Below are 20,958 nucleotides of genomic sequence, written 5' to 3' on the forward strand. Positions count from 1 at the left end.
CCTTTACCTGCATGGGGTTTATCACGGCGACCGAGTAGCCCCGGGCGACGAGGAACGAGTAGCACGCAATCCAGTAGGCCGGTGGCCTCCATGCCCACGACGACGCCGGACGGCGACCCCGCAAGGCCCTCGAGCCACGCGACGGCCCTCTCGAGCCCGGCCTCGGTGTTCTTGAACGGCATCGGCCGGCACATCTCCGCCCCGCGCTCGTCGACGGCGCCCATCACGTGGTCCGTCTTGGCGATGTCCACACCCGCGTAGATCATTCCCGGTTCCCTCCTGCGATGCGGCGGGGCCTGCCCGAGCGCCCGGGACCGCAACCTCCCAAAAGAGATCCGAGGTGGCGCATCGCCCCTCATCCAGCTAATTCGCGGCCTTGCCCGAACGGGGCGGGATGCCATTCTCCTTTACGAGGTCGCACCCGGCGCCTCAGCCGAGATGTCGGCATCCCTGCCCGCCAGAGTCTGCATTGCACCTGAAAGCATTCGATATTCGGCTCCCAAATGCAACAACTAAAAGATAGGAGACCAAAATGGAAGAGGATGGTTTTGTAGAGGTCGAGGTTCAGGAGTTTGATGGAAAGGAGTACATGCTTTTTCGGACGGTTTCCCTCGACGGGACAGACTATGATGTTTTCGTCGAAACCACGGAAATCGACCCGGATATCCTTGTTTTCGAGCAGGAAGCAATAGATGGAGAAGTCTTCTATAAAGAGGCCCGATTCGAGAAAGCGGCTCAGGTGTTGGCATCTATTGCCGAGTGAGAATCTGTTAAGTCACTTTGTGAGGTTAGGAGATGCGGACGTTTATTTCTTCGTACCGACTATGCAGCTGAATCCGCCGTTTTCGTTGACGGGTTCTATGCCGCCTTCGAGCGGTCTTCGCCTGCATGCCTCTTCTCGAACTCCGCCGTGTACCTCGGCGATGCGTTTGCCATGGTTTCGCACTTTTCTCCGTTTGCACATATGATGCAGAACGGAAATCGAAGCGTCAGCGGCTTGGGTCATACTGTCTCACGATGCAGAGTTTTGGGCAGAATGCGCCAAATCGTGTGCTAGGCCTCGACTCGTCGACCGGGCTTCAAGTACCAGAAGCTGCGTAGGCGAATCGTTATGTTTCGATAGAGATAGCAGGCGTAATTCGATTCTCAGCCTCCGAGCGAGCGCACAGCTGACTTTCAGGCCCCTTCCAGGTTTAACGCATCCTCGGGAGGGGCCTGTCTTTCCGCCGAATCCGCTGGGAAGCTTTGGAGGCACACGCGCCCGGCCCCTACAGCAGCGGACTGTCTCAGAATCATTTGCAGCTCGACGCAACGGAGAAGAAGTCGACCCCTCGACACGTACGCAAGCTGGGACCTCGAAATCAGATTCCGTGGCCTTGAGGGATTCCGACCGTCCTCGTCCTCTCGCCCTCGCAATACGCGGTCGTTAACTAAATAGTGGGGGTTACAATTGTTTATGTCAAGCAGATAATGAACAAGGTGCGAGTTCTATCGTAGCGAATACAACGGCTTCCTCGTCGGCGGGAAGCGCCGCCGCAAGACCGCGAAGCGCGTGCAGGAGGTGCACGATAAGCTCGACCGCAGGCCGCGCAAACGCCTAGGCTACCGAACGCCGTACGAGTTCCATTGCTCAGAAGTGTTGCACAGAAAGGAAAGCAGATGAATGAAAAGAAGGGCCTAGGATTAGGAGCAAGGGTCGGAATCGCATTCGCCATGTCCTTTGTGCCGTTTCTGTTGTACATGATTCCGCCCGTTGACGCCGCGCTCACATCAATCGCCGTCGCTTCAAACCCCAGCAATCCCAGCAAAAGCGACTTCGTGAACTTCATGGTCTTTGGAATGCCATGCGTGTTTTTTTGCGCAACACTATTTTGCTTTTACCGAGCAGATCGCAGGAAAGAGAAAACGCACCAAAACGCAATATCAACTCGGCAAGAGCACTTTGCGAATAACAAGAGGTTTGCAGAACTTGCCCAAGAGCTAGCTCACAAACTCATCTTCAGCATTGAACACGCAGATCGCTCGACAAACGCTAAAAAAATAAAAGTCAGCAAAAGCTGCAGCGTCTCGAAGAGCAGCATACTAATCGATGACCGGGAACGAATTAATTTCAACGCAGAGCGAGTTTATCTCAAAGATCCAGCTGTCGATATGCTTGCTATCACAAAATGCATCACCTCAGAAGCGGCAACTATCGTCTTAGAGCAATTACCGGACCACCTCTATGACAAAAACAAAAAAATTACTTGTTGCTATTCCGTAAACAGTTGCAACGTCACAGGCAGCATTCAATACGAAGCTGAAAATGCCAGCTACATAGAAGCAAAACCACTGTAAGACCCCTCATCCACCACCTCATACGAAAGGGCGGCCCTGCAAATTCGCAGGGCCGCCCTTTCATGCAGCATAGTTTTAGTAGTGTTTAGCACCCGTATTTCTTCTTACGCACGGGACACTGTTTGTAACCCGAATAGCTATTACAGTACATTTCGTACGTGCTACGGCTTACCTCCTGGCCGATAATGCGGCAATACGGTTTGTACGCGTCGGTTGCGTACTTGCTGCAATCCTTGCACTCTGAGCACTCTGCCATGATTCTTTCCTCGTATATTCTTTCTGCCACTTGTTTAGGGTGTGGCACCCACCACTTCCAACGCAGTGGCCGCGTTCTTTACCTTCGTCAGCGAATATGGAATAAAGAGCGTGCAATGGGCGGAGGGCGCACCATTGTTTCTGGGGGAGAGCCCCGCAAGAAAGGATTGCGCCTCCGGCCTGCGGCTGGACGCGAATAAGGCTGGATGGCTTCAGTGCCGCATATCCAACGAGGCTGCGTGCCGCAGATCCCGAAGGAGAACCTTCGCCCCAGGCCATGACGGGAAGGGGGAGCCTTGCAGTACATCGGAATCGACATCGCCAAGCACGCCCACGTCGCAGCCGCCAGGCTCGACGACGGCACGCCTCACGGGAAGGCCTTCGAGTTCGCCAACGACGAGGAGGGCTTCGGATCCCTGCTCAAGCGCCTTCGCGAGCTCGATGCCGATCAGGGCAGCTGCCTGGTCGTCATGGAGTCGACGGGCCATTACTGGATGTCGCTCTGGTCGTTCCTCGACGACCACGGCTTCGGCGTGGCGATCGTCAACCCCATCCTGATCGACGCCTTCCGCAAGGCCGATACGGTCCGCAAGACCAAGACCGACCTGGTGGACGCGTTCCTCATTGCCGAGTACGCCCGGTTCAAGAGGCTCGGCCCCTCGCGCGTGTCGCCCGAAGCTGCCGATGGGCTCAAGCAGCTGACGCGCTACCGAGCCCACCTGGTCAAGGAGCGCACCGCGCTGAAGAACCGCTCGACGGCGGTCGCCGACAGGCTCTTCCCCGAGCTCGAGCGGCTGTTCAGCGACAGGCACTCGGCGACGAGCAGGGCGATCTTGCGCGACTACGGCACGCCGGCCAAGGTGGCCGCGACCGACATCCGCACGCTGACGAAAACGGTCGAACGCGCAAGCCGCGGGCGGCACGGCAGGGTCAAGGCCGAGGAGATCAAGGCCGCCGCCAAGTCGTCCGTCGGGTCGGCCTATGCCTCCGACGCGCTTGCGTTCGAGCTCGCGCACGCACTCGAACTGGTGGACCATCTCGATGCCGAGATAGCCAGGCTCGATGCCAAGATCGGCGAGCTGCTGGACACCGAGGTCGGGGGACTGTTGAGGTCGATACCGGGCATTGGCCCGGTCAACGCCGCAGCCATAGCCGCCGAGATCGGCGACCCAGACCGCTTCGACGATCCTAGGAAGCTCGTGGCCTACGCCGGGATCGACGCGTCCAAATATCAGTCCGGGAAGTTCGACGGCGACGAGCAGCACATGTCCAAGCGAGGCTCGTCCTATCTGCGCTTCGCGTTGATGACCGCGGCGGACAAGGCCCGCATCTACGACCCTTACTTCGGCGACTACTACGACTCGCTCAGGGCACGTGGCAAGCACCACTACGTCGCCGTGTCCGGCGTCGCACGGAAGCTATGCGGCGTGATCCTGGCCGTGCTGCGCGAACGGCGCCCCTACGAGCCGAGGCCGTCGATCCAATCCCAGCGGAAGCAGGCTGGCACGGACTGATATCCGCTCCGAAAGCCCCGAACTTGCGCGGCCTCGTCTCCTGCCGGGCCACGCGTTAGCTCACCCGGAAAGCCCCTGGATGCGCGGTCTTTATCCCATATTCGACTGTCAAGGTTCTATCTAAAAAAGTCTCGGAAACCCCTTGACTTTATTTAGCTGGTCTTTCTCATCTGCTTGTATACCCCTATTGCAATCACCTAGACCCAAAAGTCCAGGAGGATGCCTGCTATATAGTGCAGCTTTACTAAACCTATTCTCCCAAACGCATATGAGCGCATTTGCGCAAATGGAGTCGTCCAGGTCCAAAGCAGCGACAATAGCCACCGCTGCATTCAGGCGGTCGTCCCTCACCTACTCTTCTTCGTAGCGCTCCCGCAGCACTTCGTATACCTTGCGCATCATTTCATCGCTTGTCCGAGGCGTTACCAAATCACCCAAGGAGGTCACACCTTCCTCCGCAATCCGAACGATCGCAGCAAGTCGGCACACACACGCGCCTTCCCCGCACCACCAAATAAGAACTCATCCGCTTCACAAGAGATGGTGCACATATCCGCATCGATAACCCACTTCACAAAACGAAAGCGATTATTCAAGCCGTTAACTGCCACGAATATTTCAGCAAGGTTCTCTTCGTCGAATTCCGCAACTAACGGCGCGGAAAAATGCACCGCACGCGCCCTGTCCTCGTTCTCATCGAAATCGAAGAACACAGTAACCGCCATCTCGTCCAACCCGAACGAAACACGCACGATGTTGTCGGCCTCGTCAACGACCTGGTACTTCATTTTCATACGCTCTAGCTCACGAATGAATTCCTCACGAAGCTGCTCCGCTGCTGCCATTGCGCCTTCCTCTCTTTCCAACCAACTTGCAATGCATCTTACGTTTGGTGCAAACGCGCATTTGCGCAAAGGCACGACGCTCGTGCCGATAAGCTTGAAGCATCGAACACCCACCGCTAAGAACAGGAGTGCAGCATGTTTGAAGTTAGCGCACAGCATTAACGCATGCGTGGCGCGAATTGCATGGTTGCCATGCAATTCGCATCGAAGGATACTGGTGTAAATGGGTTACGTTTGCGCAAATGCGCCCGTCGTTTTGCGTATCATTGCCATGGAAAATGGCAGCACATTTAATGGTACTGCGTATTGCTAGGCGGAGTAAAGTTCGAAAGAGGATAATTCGCGTAAGAGGGGCCATTATGAATGCTATTCCTTCTCGATACAACTTTTTGGTGACGGCTGGCGGCACCAATTATGTGTTCTCTGCTGCTACGGGGAAGCTTGCGGTTGTTGAGGGCGATTCGGTGTGGCAGTTTCTTAAAGGTTGTGGCTGCGAAGGCGTTTCCGATTCTGTGATTGCTGGCCTTTTGCGGGATGGATTTGCCGTTTTGCCTGGTGCGGACGAGGTTGTGCAATTGGAGTCCCGTCGTTTCGAGCGGCAAGGAGGAGTACCGCTGACAATTGTCGTTATGCCGACAAACGCATGCGGCATCGGGTGCGATGGATGCGAACGCCCATCAGCGGCGAACGATGGCAACAGCATGAGCTTGGAAGCTATAGATGCTTTGGTGGCTTATGCAAAAGAGGCCAGGCGAGATATCCACGTTAATTGGATAGGCGGGGACCCGCTACTGGCTTTTGGTGTTGTCGAAGATTTGACGCAAAAGCTTATGCTTGCGGCGCGAAGCAACGGTTGCGCATACGCGGCGTCGATGGTTGTGGCTGGCGAGCGTATAACCGATGCGATGGCTGATGCTCTTGTCGATCGCTTGGGCATTCGTTCGTTTACGATGGCCGTTGATGGACCAAACGAGAAACGTAAAGCGGCACCTTCGCCAACTGGCCTTACTCCCTTGTTTGAGCATGCCGTTAACGCGGCAAAGATATTGCGGCGCAAAGGTGCTGAGGTGACGCTTTCGGTAAGCCCGCGTGCCTTGTCGGTCGAAAAGCTCGCGGCGCTTCAGCGAGTTTTAGGGGACGAGAGCATTGACGCAAAGCTTACTTTTGCGGCGAAGCCTGCATGTAGGTCCAACTGCGCCATGTGCAGCGCCGCTGGTCTTCCGGCATCGTTTATTGGGCAGCGCTGTGCTTTAAGGCGCGATTGCACGGTTTCCGATTTGCTTCCGCAGCCGTTCATGAATACGTGCATATATCCTAGTCGGTTTACATTTGCCGTTGATTGGCGCGGCATTGTGTACAAATGCTTGTGCGATGTAGTGGACGGCAAAAACGCGGTCTGTTCCATAGCAGAGCTGCCTGACCGCGATTCTCGTTTCATCAGCATGAGCGACTATCCATTCCATTCGAAGGAATGCAAGAAATGTAAGGCGCTTCCGATATGCATGGGAGGATGTCACAACGCCAATCGGAACGGCGCAAGGCTATGCATTTGGAATGCGGACATGGTAGAGAAGCTGGTTAGTGCATATTGTTCGTTCGGTGAGCTTATTTGCGGCTAGTCTGCGGAGGAGGGGTGTGAAGCTCGTAGCGAAATGGCTTCGTGTCTGCCCTCGACGACGCCGCGTCACTCGATGGCACGTGTTCCGTGGCGATGTCAAAACGGGGCGCAATTGGGAAGACGAGAGGAATGATTGAGTCGGGCAATTGGCCACGCATCAAGTGTTCTTGCTCAGCCAATAGGGCTAGGCTGCGTTTGAGGCTACTGCGTTGGTCGTTCGGCTACCGTGTAGACTACCGTGCATGTAGGAATGATGGCTCACATATCGGCGTTTTTTGTCCACGGCAGAGGGATTTTCTGTAAGTTCAATCTGTTCACGGCGCGGCGTTTTGGTGACCAAATGGCAACGATGGGAAGCTTCCAGTTGTTCTTGAAACGACCCAGGCGCACGATGGCATGGAAGAAAGGCCCACCCGATGCGGGCGGGCGCGGACGGATAAGCTTCACGGAAGGATGCGATATGTGCACAGGAATCAGATTCAGCGACGGCGAGGGCAACATGTATCTGGCACGCAATCTCGATTGGAGCACTCGCTACGGCGAGCGCGTGGTGGTGACGCCCGCGGGCTTTCCGCTCCCCTACTCCTTCCTCGATGACGCGCCGGCCGCGCACGCCGTGATCGGTATGGCGGTCGTGCTCGACAACTACCCGCTCTACTTCGATTGCGGAAACGACGCGGGCCTGGGCGTTGCCGGCTTGAACTTCCCCGGGTTCGCTGAATATTCCAAGGGGCCTATCGATGGGAAGACAAACATCGCCGCTTATGAGTTCCCTGTTTGGGTTGCCGCGAACTTCGCGTCGGTCGATGAAGTGGAGGCGGCCCTCGCGAACGCTAACATCGTTGCGAAGCCGGTGAGCGACCAGCTCGGCGTGTCGATGCTGCACTGGATTGTCGGTGATGGCACGCGCTCGATCGTGATCGAACAGATGGCCGACGGCCTTCATGTGATGGACAATCCGGTCGATACACTGGCGAACCAGCCCGAGTTCACGTGGCACATGACGAACCTGCGCACCTATATCACGGCAACGGGCGACTTCCCCGCTGCTGCGACCTGGGGTCGCGCCGAGCTTACCCCCTTCGGCGCAGGCGCCGGTGCACGCGGCATCCCAGGCGATTCCTACTCCCCTTCGCGCTTTGTGAAGGCGGCATTCCTGAATGCGAACTACCCGCAAAAGGCCAGCGAATGGGAAAACGTGCTGCGCGCGTTCCACACGCTTGGGAATGTGGCGATGGTGGAAGGCTCGGCGGCGATGGCCGACGGCGCCTTCGAGCGCACGCTCTACACGGGGTGCTACTCGGCGCGCACGAAGACGTACTACTACTCGACCGACGACGACCCGTCGATCAAAAGCGTCGCGCTTGCCGATTGCGACGCGGGCGACACAAGCAAGCTCTTCGTGGCCTAAGTAGTGCGCGAGGCGGCGCGCCGTCTCGCGCTTCCCGCTTACCCGAACGGCGAGCGGTCGTGGTTGATCTCGCAGTTGAACAGGTGCTCCACCTCTGCCACGTCGCGGGTCTGCCCGAGCGCCCACATGGTTTTCGCGACGATTGCCTCGGGGGTCATGTCGGCGCCGCGCAAGATGCCCGGATGGTTCGCATACGCGCGCCCAACCTCGTAAACTCCCAGGTCAAGACCTTCTTCGGGAACCTGTGTCGTCATGACGGCGATGCGCCCCGAATCGACCCATGAATAGATAGCGTCCTGGAAACACGGGCCGGTCTCGCCTTGCTCGGGAATGCCGCCGATGCCGAACGTTTCTAAGATGACCGCATCGTAGGACGGCGCCAAGGCCGAGAAGATTCGCGAATCGAGCCCCGGTGTGAGCTTCAGCGCGAACACGCGCGGGTCGAGCTTGTCGTACACGACGGGACGCCCTGCTGCTGCGTGCTCGCGTGCCCCTTCCGCCTTCCTTGCATGCGCGAAGGGGGCGGAGCGCACGATGCGGTCGGTGCGGATGTAGGCGAGCGGCGGGAAGTTCACGCTGGTGAAGGCGTTGAAGCTCATGGTGCGCTGTTTGCGCGCGCGGGTTCCCGCGATGACGATGCCGCCGAACGCGATCGATACGTCGCTCGCGTCGTCGTCGGTTGCGTACAACACGCTTTGGTAGAGGTTGAGCTTCGCGTCGGTGAAGGCGCTCGCCATGGGGCGCTGCGATCCGGTGAGCACGATGGGTTTGGGGCTGTGCTGGATGAGATAGGACAGGGCGGCTGCGGTGTATGCCATGGTATCGGTGCCGTGCAGCACTACGAAGCCGTCGTAGTCGTCGTAGCTTTCCATGATGGTGCGGGCGACGCGCAGCCAGTCGCTCGGGCGCATGTTGGTCGAGTCGATGTTCATGGCCTGTTTCACGTCGAGCGTGGCGAGGTCTGCCACCTCGGGGACATACCTCGTCAGCTCCTCGCCTGAAAGCGCAGGTGACAAGCCATTTCCCTCTTCTTTCGATGCAATGGTGCCGCCCGTGGCGACAAGCAAGATGCGTTTCTTCGTCATGGTTGCTCCCCCAATCTTTCGGTGCCGGGCGTGCCCTTGGTTGTCGCTTGACGGCCAGCGTGAGCAGAGGGTTCGCGATGCGTCTGCTTCCAAGCCGCCCTTCGAGCTCGCCTTTGCATCGTTTTCGAGCACGGTATTTCTAGGATTGTATCCTATGGTTTGCTCGCGCACTTGCCGCATCTCTCTTCGGGGGTCGCTCTCTGTGCGCGAAATGCGGATTCTTCCGCTCAATCGAATTCGAGCATCTACTCATCCATAGGCGCCTGTCCTATAATCCTTCACGGTTTTTTGGGGCCGCACCCGCGGCGAAGCTTCGGGTGCAAGATGGAGGCCGCGCCCAGGTCGACGCCTCGGGCGCGAAGTGGAGAAAGAGTTTTACGCATGCAAACGAAACAGGAGCTGTTCCTCGATCTTTTGGGAACGGAAGATACCCAGTTTGTCATCCCGGTGTACCAGCGCGTGTACTCCTGGGGCCTACAGCAGTGCAAGGGGCTGTGGCAGGACATCAACCGCTCGGGCCGCACGGGCAACGCGCACTTCATCGGCACGGTGCTCTACTCGCCCGACCGTTTCGCGAAAACGGCGCAGCATCAGCTCGACGTGATCGACGGCCAGCAGCGCATGACCACGCTCACCATCGTGATCGCCGCGCTCGTGAAGTACCTGCGCGCTCACGGCTCGACCGCCGATGGCCTTACCGCCGACGACATCTCTGGCACATTCCTCCACGTGAAGACGGGCGACGGCGTGGCGGCGAAGCTCATCCTGTCGCTGAACGACTGCCCGACGCTTGAGGCGGTGGTGAACGCTACGCCGATGCCCGAGCGTCCCTCCGAGCGCATCACCGAGAACCTTGACTACTTCTACGGCGAGATGGAGAAGAGCGATTTCGACGCTGACGTGCTGTGGGCGGGCATGAAGGTGCTCACGGTGATCGACGCGGAGCTCGACCGTGGCGACAACCCGCAGCTCATCTTCGAGAGCCTGAACGCGCGCGGTGTGCCGCTGACGACGGCCGACCTGGTGCGCAACTACCTGCTCATTGCGATGGACCACGACGAGCAGACGCGCCTATACAAGGAATACTGGGAGCCGATCGAGGTCATGTTCGGCGACGACCCCGGCGCCGAGAAGCTCAACGCCGCAATCCGCACGTGGCTTTCCATTCGCTTCCCCAAGGTGCGCATCCACGACAAGAGCGAGACGTATTCCGTGTTCAAGACCTACATCGAGGACGAGCATGCGGGCACGCCCGAGGAGCTGCTCGATGAGCTGCGCGGCTTCTGCTTCATGTGGGCTGAGAACTACAACTTCCACGAGGTGAAGGAATTCCGCAGCATGAACTGGGCGAAGGGAAAGCGCCGCACGCTCGTTCCCGAGCGCGCAAGCCAAGGTGGGTTCTAGGGTCGGCGTTGCAGCCTGCGCGATCCGCCACGTAAGATGGAAGGAGCCTCGGGCACAAGCTCGAGGCTCCTTTTAGTTTTGCTCCTAAGCTTTCGCGGGAAGAGTGCCTCCTGCGGCGGGTAGTGGCCCGCCTCGCCACTCGAGCGCTCGCTACTCCGCTCGACGCTCGCTACGCCATGAGCTTTTTGATGCGCTCCATCGCCTCGACGGTGGCGTCGGCGTCGCCAAAGGCGGTCAGGCGCACATAGCCTTCGCCCGAGGGGCCGAAGCCCGCGCCCGGCGTGGTGATGATGTTCGCCTCGGTGAGCAGCTTGTCGAAAAACTCCCAGCTACCGATTCCCTCGGGGGTTCTGCACCAAATGTAAGGGCTGTTCACGGCGCCGTACACGGTGAACCCAGCGGCTTCAAGGCCTTCTTTGATCACGCGCGCGTTGTTGCGGTAGTACGCAAGCGTCTCCTCGATCTGGCGCTCGCCTTCCTCGGTGTAGATTGCCGCGGCACCGCGCTGGATGATGTAGCTCGCGCCGTTGAACTTCGTGCACTGGCGGCGGTTCCACATGGCGTTCAGACTCTGGCCGTCACGCTCGAGTTCCTGAGGCACCACCGTGTATCCGCAACGCGCACCGGTAAATCCTGCAGTCTTCGAGAACGAGCGGAACTCGATGGCGCAGGTCTTGGCGCCTTCCACCTCGTAGATGGAGTGCGGTACGCCCTCCTCGGTGATGAAGCGCTCGTAAGCCGCGTCGAACATGATGATCGAGCCGTTGGCGTTGGCGTAGTCGACCCAGACCTTCAGCTGCTCAGCGGTGAGCACCGTGCCCGTGGGGTTGTTCGGGCTGCACAGGTAAATGACGTCGACCTTGCCCTCGGGAAGCGCAGGGCAGAATCCGTTTTCGGCGGTGGTGGGCATATAGGTGATGTTCGTCCAGCGCTCGGCGGCGGCGTCGTATTCGCCCGCGCGGCCCGCCATTGCGTTGGAATCGACGTAGACGGGGTACACCGGGTCGCATACGGCGATGACGTTGTCGACGTCGAGGATGTCGCCGATGTTGCCGCAGTCGGACTTCGCACCGTCGGAGATGAAGATCTCATCGTCGGCGATGTCGACCCCGCGTGCGTGGAAATCCTTCTCCGCGATGACCGAGCGCAGGAAGTCATAGCCCTGCTCAGGGCCGTAGCCGTGGAAGGTTTCGGTGCGCGACAGGTCGTCGACGGCGGCGTGCATGGCCTCGATGACGGCAGGTGCGAGCGGGCGCGTCACGTCGCCGATGCCCATCTTGATGAGCTTCGCCTCGGGGTGCGCCTCAGAATATGCGGCCGTGCGACGTGCGATCTCGGAGAAGAGATAGCTGCCCGGAAGTTTCTGATAGTTCGGATTGACCTTAGCCACGAAAGTGCTCCTTGTCGTTTCGTCTCCTGCAAGCGGCGGATGCCGCGTCGCGCGGGCCCGCCTTCGTGCCCACGCTTCTGTGTCGCTCTCCATTTTGCCGCAGATTGCGCGAACGTGCGCGCAATTTAACGTTAACGCCAGTGATTTAACATTATCGCGTGCGGCGGTATTCCCTTACTCGTTTGGAGAACGCGGCCAGCTCTTCGGGGGTCATCTCGTCGAGGCGTTCGAGGTTGGCGGCGAAGTTGGCGAGCGTGCCTTCCTGGCGCGCCTTGAGCGCGGTTGTGCAGTAGCTCACGACAACGCCGGTGAGAAGCGCGATGTAGAAAATGCTCAGGACGCTGAGCACCACTGCCGCCACGCGCGCTACCGGTCCCGTCGCGTTCACGTCGCCGAACCCGATGGTCGACACCACTTCGAAAGAGAACCACGCCCCATCGCCGAAGGTGAGGGTTTCGGGGTCGGCGAGCCACACCGCCGCCGAGCATATGAGGAAAGCAAGCGCGAACACGCAGGTGATCGGCCCAAACCCTGAATGTCTCAGCACATCCACGAGCATACGGAAGTTTATCATTCGCCCGCCTCCTTGGTTTCTTGAAGGGTGCCCCCATTCTTCTGGGCGCTCCCCTGCAGCTTGGAAGGCGCTATCGCCTTCGGAAGGGGAATCGCCGCCCCGATGGCCGCCGCCGCAATCGTGACGACGACGCCTTTCACGGGGAAGCACATGATCAGCAGCAGCGCCGTCATCACGGGCTGGCGCATGACGGCTCCCATGCATCCCGCGGTGCACGCCGCCACGCACGACACGGGATCTGCACCGGTGAGCAGGGAAAAGCCGTAGCCAATGCTCACCCCTGAGAAGATGAGCGGGAAGAAATGGCCTCCGCGCCAGCCCATCTGGATGCAAAACGGGGTGAGCGCGGCCTTTATGAGCCCGGTTGCTATGAGCGCGCCCGCGCCGATTGCAAGGTAACTATCCATCAGCAGGTGCGTCTGCGACTCGCCCGCGAACATGGTGTAGGGCAGCGCCATGCCGCATACTGCGAGGACGATCCCAGCGAGCATGGCCTTCGCGACGGGCCTCTCCCCCATGCGGCTTGCAAGTTTCCCTGACGCCCAGGTCGATGCGTGGAACGCCCACCCTGCGGCGCATCCGACGAGCGCGGCGGGTATGACGAGCGCGGCTTCAAGGGCGCCCACTTCCATCCCTGCGAAGCGCGGGAGGCCCATTCCTCCCCCGAACAGGTCTCCGAGCAGCAGAAACGCCGCGAGCGCACCCGCAATGGCGCACAGGTAGACAAAGGTTTTCTGCGCGCGCGGCAGCTTGATGTCGACGTCGCCTTTGCCGTCGTTCGGCGCGTCCGCCGTCCCCGCGAGCGGGGCTACGAAGCCGTACAAGGGGGCGGTGAACAGGGCGGTTAAGGCGGCTTGCGTGCCGATGGTGGTGAGCGCGCGGAAGTCGGCGCCGAAGCGCCGCATCCGATCGCCGACCCAGGTGCAGAGCCCCGCGATCACGCCGGTAAGCCCGGCCTCGGGGCCGATCGACCCTCCGAACAGCAGCGGCAGAAGCGCCGCGAGCGAAAGTTTGCCAATGCCCTCGTAGCTATAGCGGCCGTCTTTCTTCACCTTGCCCATGACGGCGGTGAGCTCTTCGGGGCGCGCGCCCGTTTTCTTGTCGAAGTACCCGATGAGTAGCCCGCCGACGATGCAGACGATGAGCGGATACGGCAGAAAGCCGAATGGCCCCTCCGCAAGCCCCGGCAGATACGCATCCGCCGCCTGGCCGATGAGCGCGGGAAGTGTGGACCAGAAGAACTCGATCCCCTTGTCCATCAAGAAGAAGAACGCCCATACAAACGCGCCGGCAATCGACCCAGTTACGATGACGCAGAGCACGAAGAGCGCGCGGTTAATGGGCTTGGAGAAGTTGGTCATGCAGCTCCGATTTGTCGTAGGTGTCAAGGGCGAACGCGTGCCATTGTAGCATCCTCGCGGTTTGCGGGAGGGGGGATTGCCTGGAAGCGGGCTTTCCTGCCGAGGGCTCGCTTCCAGGCGCCCGATCATAGGGGGAGGGCTCGGGTTTCCCGCTTGCTTCGGGAAGTCTTTTGCGGCTCGCTTGTCCTCAAAGAGCGGGAAGACCGCTCGAGGCGGCCTTCCCGGTTGATGTTATTTGCGGCGCTCAGCGCTCAGCGCGTTAAACGATCTTCTTCCCGAAGACGGCAGCGAGTTCGCGCAGCTCGGTAATAAGGTCGGTGAACTGGGCGGGCGTTAGCTGCTGCGGACCGTCGGAAAGGGCCGCGGGCGGGTTCGGGTGCACCTCGATCATGATGGAATCGGCGCCGACTGCCACCGCCGCCCTCGCAAGCGCGGGCACGAGATCGCGCACGCCGGCCGGATGAGACACATCCACGCAGATGGGATAGAGGCTCTGCTTGTGGATGACGGGCACCGCCGAGATGTCGAGCGTGAAGCGCGTCGCGGTCTCGAAGGTGCGCAGGCCGCGCTCGCAGAGCACGACGTTGTCGTTGCCTGCCATGGTGATGTAGTCGGTCGCGGCGAGCCACTCGGCGATCGTGCCGGCGAAACCGCGCTTGAACAGCACCATCTTGTGCGAGTCCTTCGTCACCTTACCGATGTTCTTCAGCAGGCTGAAGTTCTGGAAGTTGCGCGCTCCCACCTGCAGGCCGTCGACATAGGAGTGGACCATCTCGCAGTGCTCGGAGTCCATGACCTCCGTCAGGGTCTTCAGGCCGTACTTGTCTCCCCCGGCCTTCATGATCTGTAGCGCTTCCTCGCCGAGGCCCTGGAAACTGTGGGGGTTGGTGCGGGGCTTGAACGCGCCGCCGCGGATCCAATGCAGGCCGAGGCTCGCGATGCACTCGGCGACTTCGTTGAACTGCTCTTCGCTTTCGACTGAGCACGGGCCGGCGAAGATGGTGATCTCGTCGGTCAGCGTTCCGTAATCGGGAAGCTTTTGGGATACGGGTTTCACTTCGCTCATACGGACGGGGTCTCCTTCATAACCTTGAGAATTGCCTCGTAGATTTCTCGGAGGTTCTCGTTATACAAAGGTCCCTCGTTATAAGAATTGACGCGAGCGAAGATCTCCTCCTCGCGCTTGGGGTCGTAAAGCCCCATGCGGGCTCCCGGTTTGAGTCCGCGGATTACGAGCGAATGACCTGCGCGCTTGTTCAGAAGCGCAACGATTTGCTGGTCGATTTCGTCGATCTTGGCGCGGTGCGCTTCGATTTCAGCAAGCGACTTGCTTTCTTCTGGCATTGACGTTCCTCTCATGCCTCATTGCTTTAACGAGAATCTGCCCTGATGGGGCCACTCGTGTGCTTGACATGATAGCAAAAGAGATGCCGCGGCTAACCCGAAAGCGGATGAAATGGAGCGGCGAGCAGAAAATCCTAGCATTTGGATAGGCCTCGCGCTGCCCGCGGTCCCTGGCCGCGTGCAGGCTCGCAGTCTTCTCGCGTGCCTCCGCTATAGCGCGCGGAAGCGGCTTCGGAGGAGCCTCATGTGCTCTTCGTTCATGATCTCAGCGCGTTGCTCCAGGTAGAGGACCATCTTTTCCTGGTCGCGCGGGAGCACGCCGTCGAAGTGCACCATGTTGGTGTCGTGGCCCGCCTCAATGAAAGACGTGCAGCCGGAAAGCCCCGCGATGAAGTCGCGGATCTCGAGCACGATCTCGCGCTCGGCCGCGGGGGTGAACGTGCCTTCGGCGACGTCCTGCGCAAGGTCGGCGTTGTCGAACACCGTGAGCGTCATGATGTTGATGCGCAGCGGGTTGATGCGCGCGAACACCTCGGCCGACGCGCGGGCGGCCTCCTCGCACTTCCCCGCGCCTGCCATGCCGGCCAGATAGAACAGGGTGTAGTCGATGCCCACCGCGTCGAGGCGGGCGCACTGTTGCTCCAAGTCGACGGCCGTATGCGGCTTCCGCATGAACTTGAGCGCCGGGTCGTAGGCGCCCTCTGCGCCGACTGAGAGGCCCCGAACGCCCAGACGCGCCCACATCGCAAGATCGTCGTCGGTTGCAGCCTTCACGTCGGCCACGCGGCAAAAGCCGCCGATTGTCTTCACCTCGGGCAGCTTCTCGTGAATTCGCTCGAGCAGCGGAATGAGCACGCCGCGCGGCATGCCGAAGGGGTTGCCGCCGTAGAGGTAGATACGCGAGGGCCTGCGCACGTAGGAAGCGAGCTCGTCGAGGTCGGCCTCCACCTCTTCGAGCGGTGCGGGTCGATAGTCCTTCCCCGACTTGCGGCACAGCGAGCAGAAGCGGCAGCGGTTATACGAGCAGCCGATTTCCGCCTGAAGGATTCCCGATGCCATCTCGTAAGGCAAACGATGCGGTGACTCGACGTAATGCATAAGGTCCTCCCAGCTCTTGAAGTCGCCCTGTGGTTTCCTGCGGCGGCGCGCAGTTTCCCCAGATGAACCTTTGTTTTCCCGATTATCCCTCGGTTTTCCGCGGCCGACCCATGGCCCTTTCGGTTTTTCGGCCCTCCGGTCCCCTATGGCCGTCATGCTTCATTGTGCTCCTTGTTCGCGGTCGCGCGCAAGGAGCAATACGCCTGCCGCCTCTTTCCGCCTCACATATCGACGATTTTGTCCGTGAAGAGTCGATTCCGGGTAAGAAGACGTCCGGAGCGGGCGGTCGCGGGCGGCAGAATGGAGCACACCCCCTCGTTGGTGGTCAACTGAGAGAGTTGTGCGCTGCCATTTTCGAGAATGATCAAAGTCGATTTTCGCTGACCTGGAGTTCTATTTCAGGAAATTGTTCCAGGCGATCGCGAAGGGCTCCATCGAGCGAAAAAACGTCGCACAACTCGCTCGGTTGACCATCGACTTGGGGTTTGGCCCCATCCAGCAGCCCCCAACCAGGTTTTGGCTCTGTTCCTCGGCCCCAACTAGGGTTTCGCTTCGTCCCGCAGCCCCAACTCGGGGTTCCGCTCCATCCCGTGCCAACTAAGGGCGAGCTACAGACTCCACGACCTGATACCGCGCACGGTGATGTCCTTCGCGCCGAAGAAGCTGCGCAAATCGAGCGCCACCTCGTCGTCGTATTCCATGCCGCGCGCCACGAGCACGCTTCCCAGCTCGCAGCGAAGCTCGACGCAGCCCTTCGCGCGCAGCTTGTCCGCTGTCGCGTCGTCGACGAAGCGCGTCGCCACCTCCGACAAATCGACGCAGCACCCGCACGCGCTCGCATGCTCGACGGCGATATGCCGCCATCCCTTCTTGCTCATGTACGCGGCGAGCCTAGGCGTGTAGGTCACGCGAGGAGGGCGGCCGCTCATCTAGGCTTCTTTCTCGTTTAGAAGTTCGCGCGTTGCGCGCTTGCTCGCGCAGAACAACATGGCGCGCCCCTCGTAGATGACGCCCATTTTCGAGTTGCACAGCGTGCCGCCGCACTGACGGCAAGCGACGTCGGGAAGCGTGCGACCGCAAAGGTCGCGCTTCGAGAAAACATTGAAGTTGCCTGATGGCCGCACGCTTTCCCCTCCTTAGCGGCGAGCGTGCTTGCCGCGGGCGGCCTTGTCGTCGTCTGCGCCGAAAGCGATTGCACGGTAGAAGGCCACGAGCGCCGCGCCGAGCAGGATGCCGCCGAGGATATCGGTGGCCCAGTGAACGCCGGACAGGGCGCGGGCGATCACGAGCGCCGCCATGGCCACCGCGCAGACGGCGACCACCGTCGTGCGAGCGCCGCCCTGCCGCATGCGCTGCCCCGCTTGAACCATGGCGGCACCGAGCGTGGTGACGGCAAGCAGCGTATGCGACGAAGGGAACGACGGCTCGCAAACGCCGTCCTGCAGAAGGGGCCGATTGTTGGTGGAAACATGGTTGAACAGGACATACAGCACGAGCATCACCACGTAAAGTCCGAGAAGAAGCCACAAATCGCGGCTTACCCCGGCAAGGCTTCGCCGCACGATGATCTGGCGTATGCCCATCACCGCGAGGGCGAGCATGCTCGCAAAGGGCACGACGAGCAGCACGTTCGAAAGCGTTTCGGCGAGATGGCTTTCCCCGAGAAGGGAGTGCGCGGACGCATTGAGCGAAGCTAAGCCGACCAGACTGCCGTCCCCCGCGATGGGAGCGCGGTCGACGGTGAGCAGCAGGGCCGCGAGCAGCGCGAAGAGTACGAGGCAGACGACGCCGGCTATGGCTGAGGCGCGAGAGGCGCGATTATGCATGGATGACCCCCATCGAATAGTTCTCGTTCGAAACGATGGTAGCGCCTTGGGCGCGCCGCGAATCCGCAGGGTCCCAAAGAGCACGAAAAGAGCGCTGCCGCGCGCCTTTGGGTCCTATCCCATCGTGCGGTAGAAGCAGGTAGTGTTGCCCGTGTGGCAGGCGGGGCCTGCGGGCTCCACCAGCGCGAGCAGGCAGTCGGCGTCGCAATCGTAGCGCAGCTCGACGAGCGCCTGGGTATTGCCCGAGGTGGCGCCCTTGTGCCAAAGTTCTTGCCTACTGCGGGAGAAAAACCAGGTCGTGCGCTCATCGAGCGTCAGACGCACGGATTCCTCGTTCATCCACGCCATCATGAGCACCTCGCGGGTCTTTGCGTCCTGCACGATGCAGGGAATGAGTCCCGCGTCGTTGTAAGTGAGGTTGGGGATGTCGACGGTCGTTCCCATAACGATAAGATTCCTTTCGATTGGAAGTCCGCACGCCCTAAAGGCGGACGGGAATGCCCTGCGAGCGCATGTACTCCTTCACCTGGCGCACGGTCATCTCGCCGAAATGGAACACGCTTGCGGCCAGCACGGCATCGGCCTCGCCTTCGAGGATTCCCTCGGCGAAGTGCTCGATCTTGCCGACGCCGCCGCTGGCGATGACGGGGATGTTGACCGCCCGCGCCACGGCCCGCGTCAGGGCGCAGTCGAACCCATCGCGGCTGCCGTCGCGATCCATGCTCGTGAGCAGGATCTCGCCCGCGCCGCGCCGCGCCGCCTCTTGCGCCCACTCGACGGCGTCGATTCCCGTTGCCTTGCGGCCGCCGTGGACATAGACTTCCCACTTGTTGGGGTTGTCCGCCCGCCGCTTCGCGTCGATCGCGCAGAGGATCGCCTGCGTGCCGAACGCGGTCGCCGCCTGCGTGATGAGCTCGGGGTTCGCGACAGCGGCCGAATTCACCGACACCTTGTCGGCGCCCGCCGCGATCATCTTGCGGATATCGGCGACGCTTCGAAACCCGCCGCCGACGCAATAGGGCAGGTGCAGCTGCTCGGACGCGCGGCTCGCGAGCTCGACGGTGGTGGCGCGATCGTCGCTCGTCGCCGTGATGTCGAGGAATATGACCTCGTCGGCGCGCTGCTCGTCATAGCGCTGCGCAAGCTCGATCGGGTCGCCCGCATCGCGCAGGTTCACGAAATTCACGCCCTTGACGACGCGCCCGTCCTTCACGTCCATGCAGGGAATCACTCGCTTGGCAAGCATGGCCTACTCCTTCGTGGCCGCCGCGCAGGCAGCGACGCCTTCCTCAACCGTTAAGGTTCCTTCATATACTGCGCGACCGGTGATGACGCCCTCGATGGAGGCTGCAACCGGAGCGAGCCGCTCGATGTCAGCTACGCTCGCCACGCCCCCGCTCGCGATGACGGGGTGCCCGAACGCCTCTGCCATCTGGACATATGCCTGCACGTCGAGTCCTGTCTGCATGCCGTCGCGCGCGATGTCGGTATAGACGATGTGCTTAAAGCCCGCCTTGCCCATCTCGCGGGCCAGATCGCAAGCCGCGACGCCCGAGCCCTCGATCCATCCGGAGACGGCGACTTCCCCGCCCTTCGCGTCGATGCCCGCGGTGAGCCTGTCGCCCCCCACGCGCTCCACTGCCGCGCATGCGAGCTCGGGGTCGTTTACGAGCGCGGTGCCGAGCACCATGCGCGCAGCGCCGATGTCCGCGAGGCGCTCGAGGGTCTTAAGCGTGCGGATGCCGCCGCCGATTTCCACGGAAAGCGAGGTCTCCCGCACGATGCGCTCGACGATGGCGATGTTTTCGGGCACACCCGTGCGCGCGCCGTCGAGGTCGACCACGTGAATCCAGGTGGCACCTTGGGCCTCGAACTTCCGCGCCTGTTCAACTGGGTCGTCGTTATAGACCGTCACCTGGGAATAGTCCCCCTTGGCAAGGCGCACGGCGCGGCCTTCCAGGATATCGATTGCAGGGAGAAGGTACATGTCTCTGCGTTCCTTTCTCAATATGGAGCGCGCTTAGCCGCGGGCGGCGATCGCCACGAAATTCGCGAGCACGCGAGCGCCGGCGTCGGAGCTTTTCTCGGGGTGGAACTGCACGCCGAAGGCGCGATCGCCATACTGGACCGCGCTTGTGAACCGCACGCTGTGGGTGGTCTCGGCGATGGTGTGGGAACCTGTCGGCGCGATGTAGGAATGAGTGAAGTAGAAATACTCACCAGGCGCTATGCCGTCGAAGAGCGGGCAGGCGAAGGCGAGGTCGCTCCCTGGCTGTGGGGCGGAGTTAGGGAAGGCGCCGCCCGCATTTTCCGAGTGAAGCGAGGAAAGTTCGGGTTCAGCCTGTCCCCCATCGAGCAGTGCGGCGGAGTCGGGGGAGGTGCCGCGCGCAGTCCCGCAGCGAAGCGAGGACTGTTTGAGCACGGCATTTCCCCCGCCTTCGCCGCACGGAGGGACTGCAGCGCCCCCGTTACACGCAGGCATCTCGATTGTGTTCCACCCAACATGGGGCACTTTGAACGCCTTGCCTTGCTCATCGTAGCGCGGCATGGCGACGACAGTGCCCGGCAAAAGTCCCAGTCCGCACGCGGGGTTGCCTTCGGGCGCGCCTTCCACGCCATGCTCGAACATCAGGTGCTCGCCGAGACAGATTCCCAAGAAGGGGACGCCTGCGCGAACGCGCTCGCGAATGACCTCCATCTGCCCGAGCTCGCACATCGTCGCCGCCGCGTCTTCGAAGGCCCCGACACCTGGCAAGACGATGGCGTCCGCCTTGGCTATCTCGGATGCATCCGCCGTGATGAAGGCCTTGCCACCTGCGGCGATGAGGCCGCGCTCGACCGACTTCAGGTTGCCCTTCTGATAATCGACTACCGCAATCATTCGCATCTCCTACAG

General features: G+C 60.8%; 23 protein-coding genes. 6 read left to right on the forward strand and 17 right to left on the reverse strand.

The features are described from left to right. A partial coding sequence (locus Q0G18_RS05425) for a transposase (RefSeq protein WP_297150446.1) occupies positions 1-266 on the reverse strand: 266 nt, incomplete at its 3' end. 266 nt (positions 267-532) lie between these two features. On the opposite strand from Q0G18_RS05425, the gene Q0G18_RS05430 reads away from it, so the two are divergent. Next, on the forward strand, positions 533-763 hold the full coding sequence (locus Q0G18_RS05430) for a hypothetical protein (protein WP_297150450.1): 231 nt from the start codon (positions 533-535) through the stop codon (positions 761-763). Positions 764-1,659: 896 nt separating this feature from the next. Further along, positions 1,660-2,337 carry a hypothetical protein gene (locus Q0G18_RS05435; protein WP_297150453.1) on the forward strand — a complete coding sequence of 226 codons (678 nt, stop codon included), beginning with the start codon at positions 1,660-1,662 and terminating at the stop codon, positions 2,335-2,337. A gap of 85 nt (positions 2,338-2,422) precedes the next feature. Here Q0G18_RS05435 and Q0G18_RS05440 read toward each other — a convergent pair whose 3' ends face one another. Beyond that, positions 2,423-2,593 carry a hypothetical protein gene (locus Q0G18_RS05440; RefSeq protein WP_297150456.1) on the reverse strand — a complete coding sequence of 57 codons (171 nt, stop codon included), beginning with the start codon at positions 2,591-2,593 and terminating at the stop codon, positions 2,423-2,425. Positions 2,594-2,888: 295 nt separating this feature from the next. On the opposite strand from Q0G18_RS05440, the gene Q0G18_RS05445 reads away from it, so the two are divergent. Continuing rightward, positions 2,889-4,106: an IS110 family transposase gene (locus Q0G18_RS05445; RefSeq protein WP_297150459.1), complete on the forward strand. Its 1,218-nt coding sequence runs from the start codon at positions 2,889-2,891 to the stop codon at positions 4,104-4,106. Between the two features lie 443 nt (positions 4,107-4,549). Here the strand turns inward: Q0G18_RS05445 and Q0G18_RS05450 are convergent, their stop codons facing one another. Then, positions 4,550-4,951 (reverse strand): hypothetical protein, encoded by a 402-nt coding sequence (locus Q0G18_RS05450; protein ID WP_297150462.1) that lies wholly within the window; start codon positions 4,949-4,951, stop codon positions 4,550-4,552. Between the two features lie 359 nt (positions 4,952-5,310). On the opposite strand from Q0G18_RS05450, the gene Q0G18_RS05455 reads away from it, so the two are divergent. Further along, the gene (locus Q0G18_RS05455) at positions 5,311-6,570 is read left to right on the forward strand and encodes a radical SAM protein (protein WP_297150465.1); all 1,260 of its coding nucleotides are present in this window, start codon (positions 5,311-5,313) and stop codon (positions 6,568-6,570) included. Positions 6,571-7,029: 459 nt separating this feature from the next. Then, positions 7,030-7,980, forward strand: a complete 951-nt coding sequence (gene bsh, locus Q0G18_RS05460) for a choloylglycine hydrolase (RefSeq protein WP_297150469.1) — start codon at positions 7,030-7,032, stop codon at positions 7,978-7,980. A gap of 38 nt (positions 7,981-8,018) precedes the next feature. Here bsh and Q0G18_RS05465 read toward each other — a convergent pair whose 3' ends face one another. Then, entirely contained in the window at positions 8,019-9,065 is a 1,047-nt protein-coding gene (locus Q0G18_RS05465) for an asparaginase (protein ID WP_297150472.1), read from the reverse strand. 381 nt (positions 9,066-9,446) lie between these two features. On the opposite strand from Q0G18_RS05465, the gene Q0G18_RS05470 reads away from it, so the two are divergent. After that, positions 9,447-10,469 carry a DUF262 domain-containing protein gene (locus tag Q0G18_RS05470; protein WP_297150474.1) on the forward strand — a complete coding sequence of 341 codons (1,023 nt, stop codon included), beginning with the start codon at positions 9,447-9,449 and terminating at the stop codon, positions 10,467-10,469. A gap of 169 nt (positions 10,470-10,638) precedes the next feature. On the opposite strand, the gene Q0G18_RS05475 is transcribed toward Q0G18_RS05470, so the two are convergent. The 13 genes from Q0G18_RS05475 to hisH form a co-directional block, all read right to left on the reverse strand. After that, complete coding sequence (locus Q0G18_RS05475; protein ID WP_297150477.1) at positions 10,639-11,859, reverse strand: LL-diaminopimelate aminotransferase; 1,221 nt, start codon at positions 11,857-11,859, stop codon at positions 10,639-10,641. 151 nt (positions 11,860-12,010) lie between these two features. Further along, entirely contained in the window at positions 12,011-12,433 is a 423-nt protein-coding gene (locus Q0G18_RS05480; protein WP_297150480.1) for a potassium channel family protein, read from the reverse strand. Continuing rightward, positions 12,430-13,794 (reverse strand): chloride channel protein, encoded by a 1,365-nt coding sequence (locus Q0G18_RS05485; protein WP_297150483.1) that lies wholly within the window; start codon positions 13,792-13,794, stop codon positions 12,430-12,432. Before Q0G18_RS05485 ends, Q0G18_RS05480 begins: the two co-directional genes overlap by 4 nt. Positions 13,795-14,053: 259 nt before the next feature. After that, positions 14,054-14,860 (reverse strand): 3-deoxy-7-phosphoheptulonate synthase, encoded by an 807-nt coding sequence (aroF, locus tag Q0G18_RS05490; protein ID WP_276996075.1) that lies wholly within the window; start codon positions 14,858-14,860, stop codon positions 14,054-14,056. Then, the gene (locus Q0G18_RS05495) at positions 14,857-15,138 is read right to left on the reverse strand and encodes a chorismate mutase (protein WP_158049070.1); all 282 of its coding nucleotides are present in this window, start codon (positions 15,136-15,138) and stop codon (positions 14,857-14,859) included. Before Q0G18_RS05495 ends, aroF begins: the two co-directional genes overlap by 4 nt. A 210-nt stretch (positions 15,139-15,348) precedes the next feature. Continuing rightward, complete coding sequence (locus Q0G18_RS05500) at positions 15,349-16,236, reverse strand: radical SAM protein (RefSeq protein WP_297150486.1); 888 nt, start codon at positions 16,234-16,236, stop codon at positions 15,349-15,351. 608 nt (positions 16,237-16,844) lie between these two features. Then, a complete protein-coding gene (locus Q0G18_RS05505; protein WP_297150488.1) occupies positions 16,845-17,165 on the reverse strand; it encodes a hypothetical protein in 321 nt (106 codons plus the stop codon). After that, entirely contained in the window at positions 17,166-17,360 is a 195-nt protein-coding gene (locus Q0G18_RS05510; protein ID WP_297150491.1) for a hypothetical protein, read from the reverse strand. It abuts the gene before it with no gap. 12 nt (positions 17,361-17,372) lie between these two features. Then, positions 17,373-18,062, reverse strand: coding sequence for a phosphatase PAP2 family protein (locus Q0G18_RS05515; protein ID WP_297150493.1), 690 nt, complete (start codon positions 18,060-18,062; stop codon positions 17,373-17,375). Between the two features lie 114 nt (positions 18,063-18,176). Beyond that, a complete protein-coding gene (gene hisI / locus Q0G18_RS05520) occupies positions 18,177-18,506 on the reverse strand; it encodes a phosphoribosyl-AMP cyclohydrolase (protein WP_297150496.1) in 330 nt (109 codons plus the stop codon). A 37-nt stretch (positions 18,507-18,543) separates the two neighbouring features. After that, entirely contained in the window at positions 18,544-19,308 is a 765-nt protein-coding gene (gene hisF / locus Q0G18_RS05525) for an imidazole glycerol phosphate synthase subunit HisF (protein WP_297150498.1), read from the reverse strand. A gap of 3 nt (positions 19,309-19,311) precedes the next feature. Continuing rightward, a complete protein-coding gene (gene hisA / locus Q0G18_RS05530; protein ID WP_297150500.1) occupies positions 19,312-20,049 on the reverse strand; it encodes a 1-(5-phosphoribosyl)-5-[(5-phosphoribosylamino)methylideneamino]imidazole-4-carboxamide isomerase in 738 nt (245 codons plus the stop codon). Between the two features lie 33 nt (positions 20,050-20,082). Then, a complete protein-coding gene (hisH, locus tag Q0G18_RS05535) occupies positions 20,083-20,943 on the reverse strand; it encodes an imidazole glycerol phosphate synthase subunit HisH (RefSeq protein WP_297150503.1) in 861 nt (286 codons plus the stop codon). Between the last annotated feature and the right edge of the window lie 15 nt (positions 20,944-20,958).

This window comes from uncultured Ellagibacter sp., assembly GCF_934636505.1.
Lineage (GTDB): Bacteria > Actinomycetota > Coriobacteriia > Coriobacteriales > Eggerthellaceae > Ellagibacter.

Coding starts and splice junctions, on each gene's coding strand:
- Q0G18_RS05430 (WP_297150450.1), top strand. CDS start 533: ATGGAAGAGGATGGTTTTGTAGAGGTCGAGGTTCAGGAGTTTGATGGA.
- Q0G18_RS05435 (WP_297150453.1), top strand. CDS start 1,660: ATGAATGAAAAGAAGGGCCTAGGATTAGGAGCAAGGGTCGGAATCGCA.
- Q0G18_RS05440 (WP_297150456.1), bottom strand. CDS start 2,593: ATGGCAGAGTGCTCAGAGTGCAAGGATTGCAGCAAGTACGCAACCGAC.
- Q0G18_RS05450 (WP_297150462.1), bottom strand. CDS start 4,951: ATGGCAGCAGCGGAGCAGCTTCGTGAGGAATTCATTCGTGAGCTAGAG.
- Q0G18_RS05455 (WP_297150465.1), top strand. CDS start 5,311: ATGAATGCTATTCCTTCTCGATACAACTTTTTGGTGACGGCTGGCGGC.
- bsh (WP_297150469.1), top strand. CDS start 7,030: ATGTGCACAGGAATCAGATTCAGCGACGGCGAGGGCAACATGTATCTG.
- Q0G18_RS05465 (WP_297150472.1), bottom strand. CDS start 9,065: ATGACGAAGAAACGCATCTTGCTTGTCGCCACGGGCGGCACCATTGCA.
- Q0G18_RS05470 (WP_297150474.1), top strand. CDS start 9,447: ATGCAAACGAAACAGGAGCTGTTCCTCGATCTTTTGGGAACGGAAGAT.
- Q0G18_RS05480 (WP_297150480.1), bottom strand. CDS start 12,433: ATGATAAACTTCCGTATGCTCGTGGATGTGCTGAGACATTCAGGGTTT.
- Q0G18_RS05485 (WP_297150483.1), bottom strand. CDS start 13,794: ATGACCAACTTCTCCAAGCCCATTAACCGCGCGCTCTTCGTGCTCTGC.
- aroF (WP_276996075.1), bottom strand. CDS start 14,860: ATGAGCGAAGTGAAACCCGTATCCCAAAAGCTTCCCGATTACGGAACG.
- Q0G18_RS05495 (WP_158049070.1), bottom strand. CDS start 15,138: ATGCCAGAAGAAAGCAAGTCGCTTGCTGAAATCGAAGCGCACCGCGCC.
- Q0G18_RS05500 (WP_297150486.1), bottom strand. CDS start 16,236: ATGCATTACGTCGAGTCACCGCATCGTTTGCCTTACGAGATGGCATCG.
- Q0G18_RS05505 (WP_297150488.1), bottom strand. CDS start 17,165: ATGAGCGGCCGCCCTCCTCGCGTGACCTACACGCCTAGGCTCGCCGCG.
- Q0G18_RS05515 (WP_297150493.1), bottom strand. CDS start 18,062: ATGCATAATCGCGCCTCTCGCGCCTCAGCCATAGCCGGCGTCGTCTGC.
- hisI (WP_297150496.1), bottom strand. CDS start 18,506: ATGGGAACGACCGTCGACATCCCCAACCTCACTTACAACGACGCGGGA.
- hisF (WP_297150498.1), bottom strand. CDS start 19,308: ATGCTTGCCAAGCGAGTGATTCCCTGCATGGACGTGAAGGACGGGCGC.
- hisA (WP_297150500.1), bottom strand. CDS start 20,049: ATGTACCTTCTCCCTGCAATCGATATCCTGGAAGGCCGCGCCGTGCGC.
- hisH (WP_297150503.1), bottom strand. CDS start 20,943: ATGATTGCGGTAGTCGATTATCAGAAGGGCAACCTGAAGTCGGTCGAG.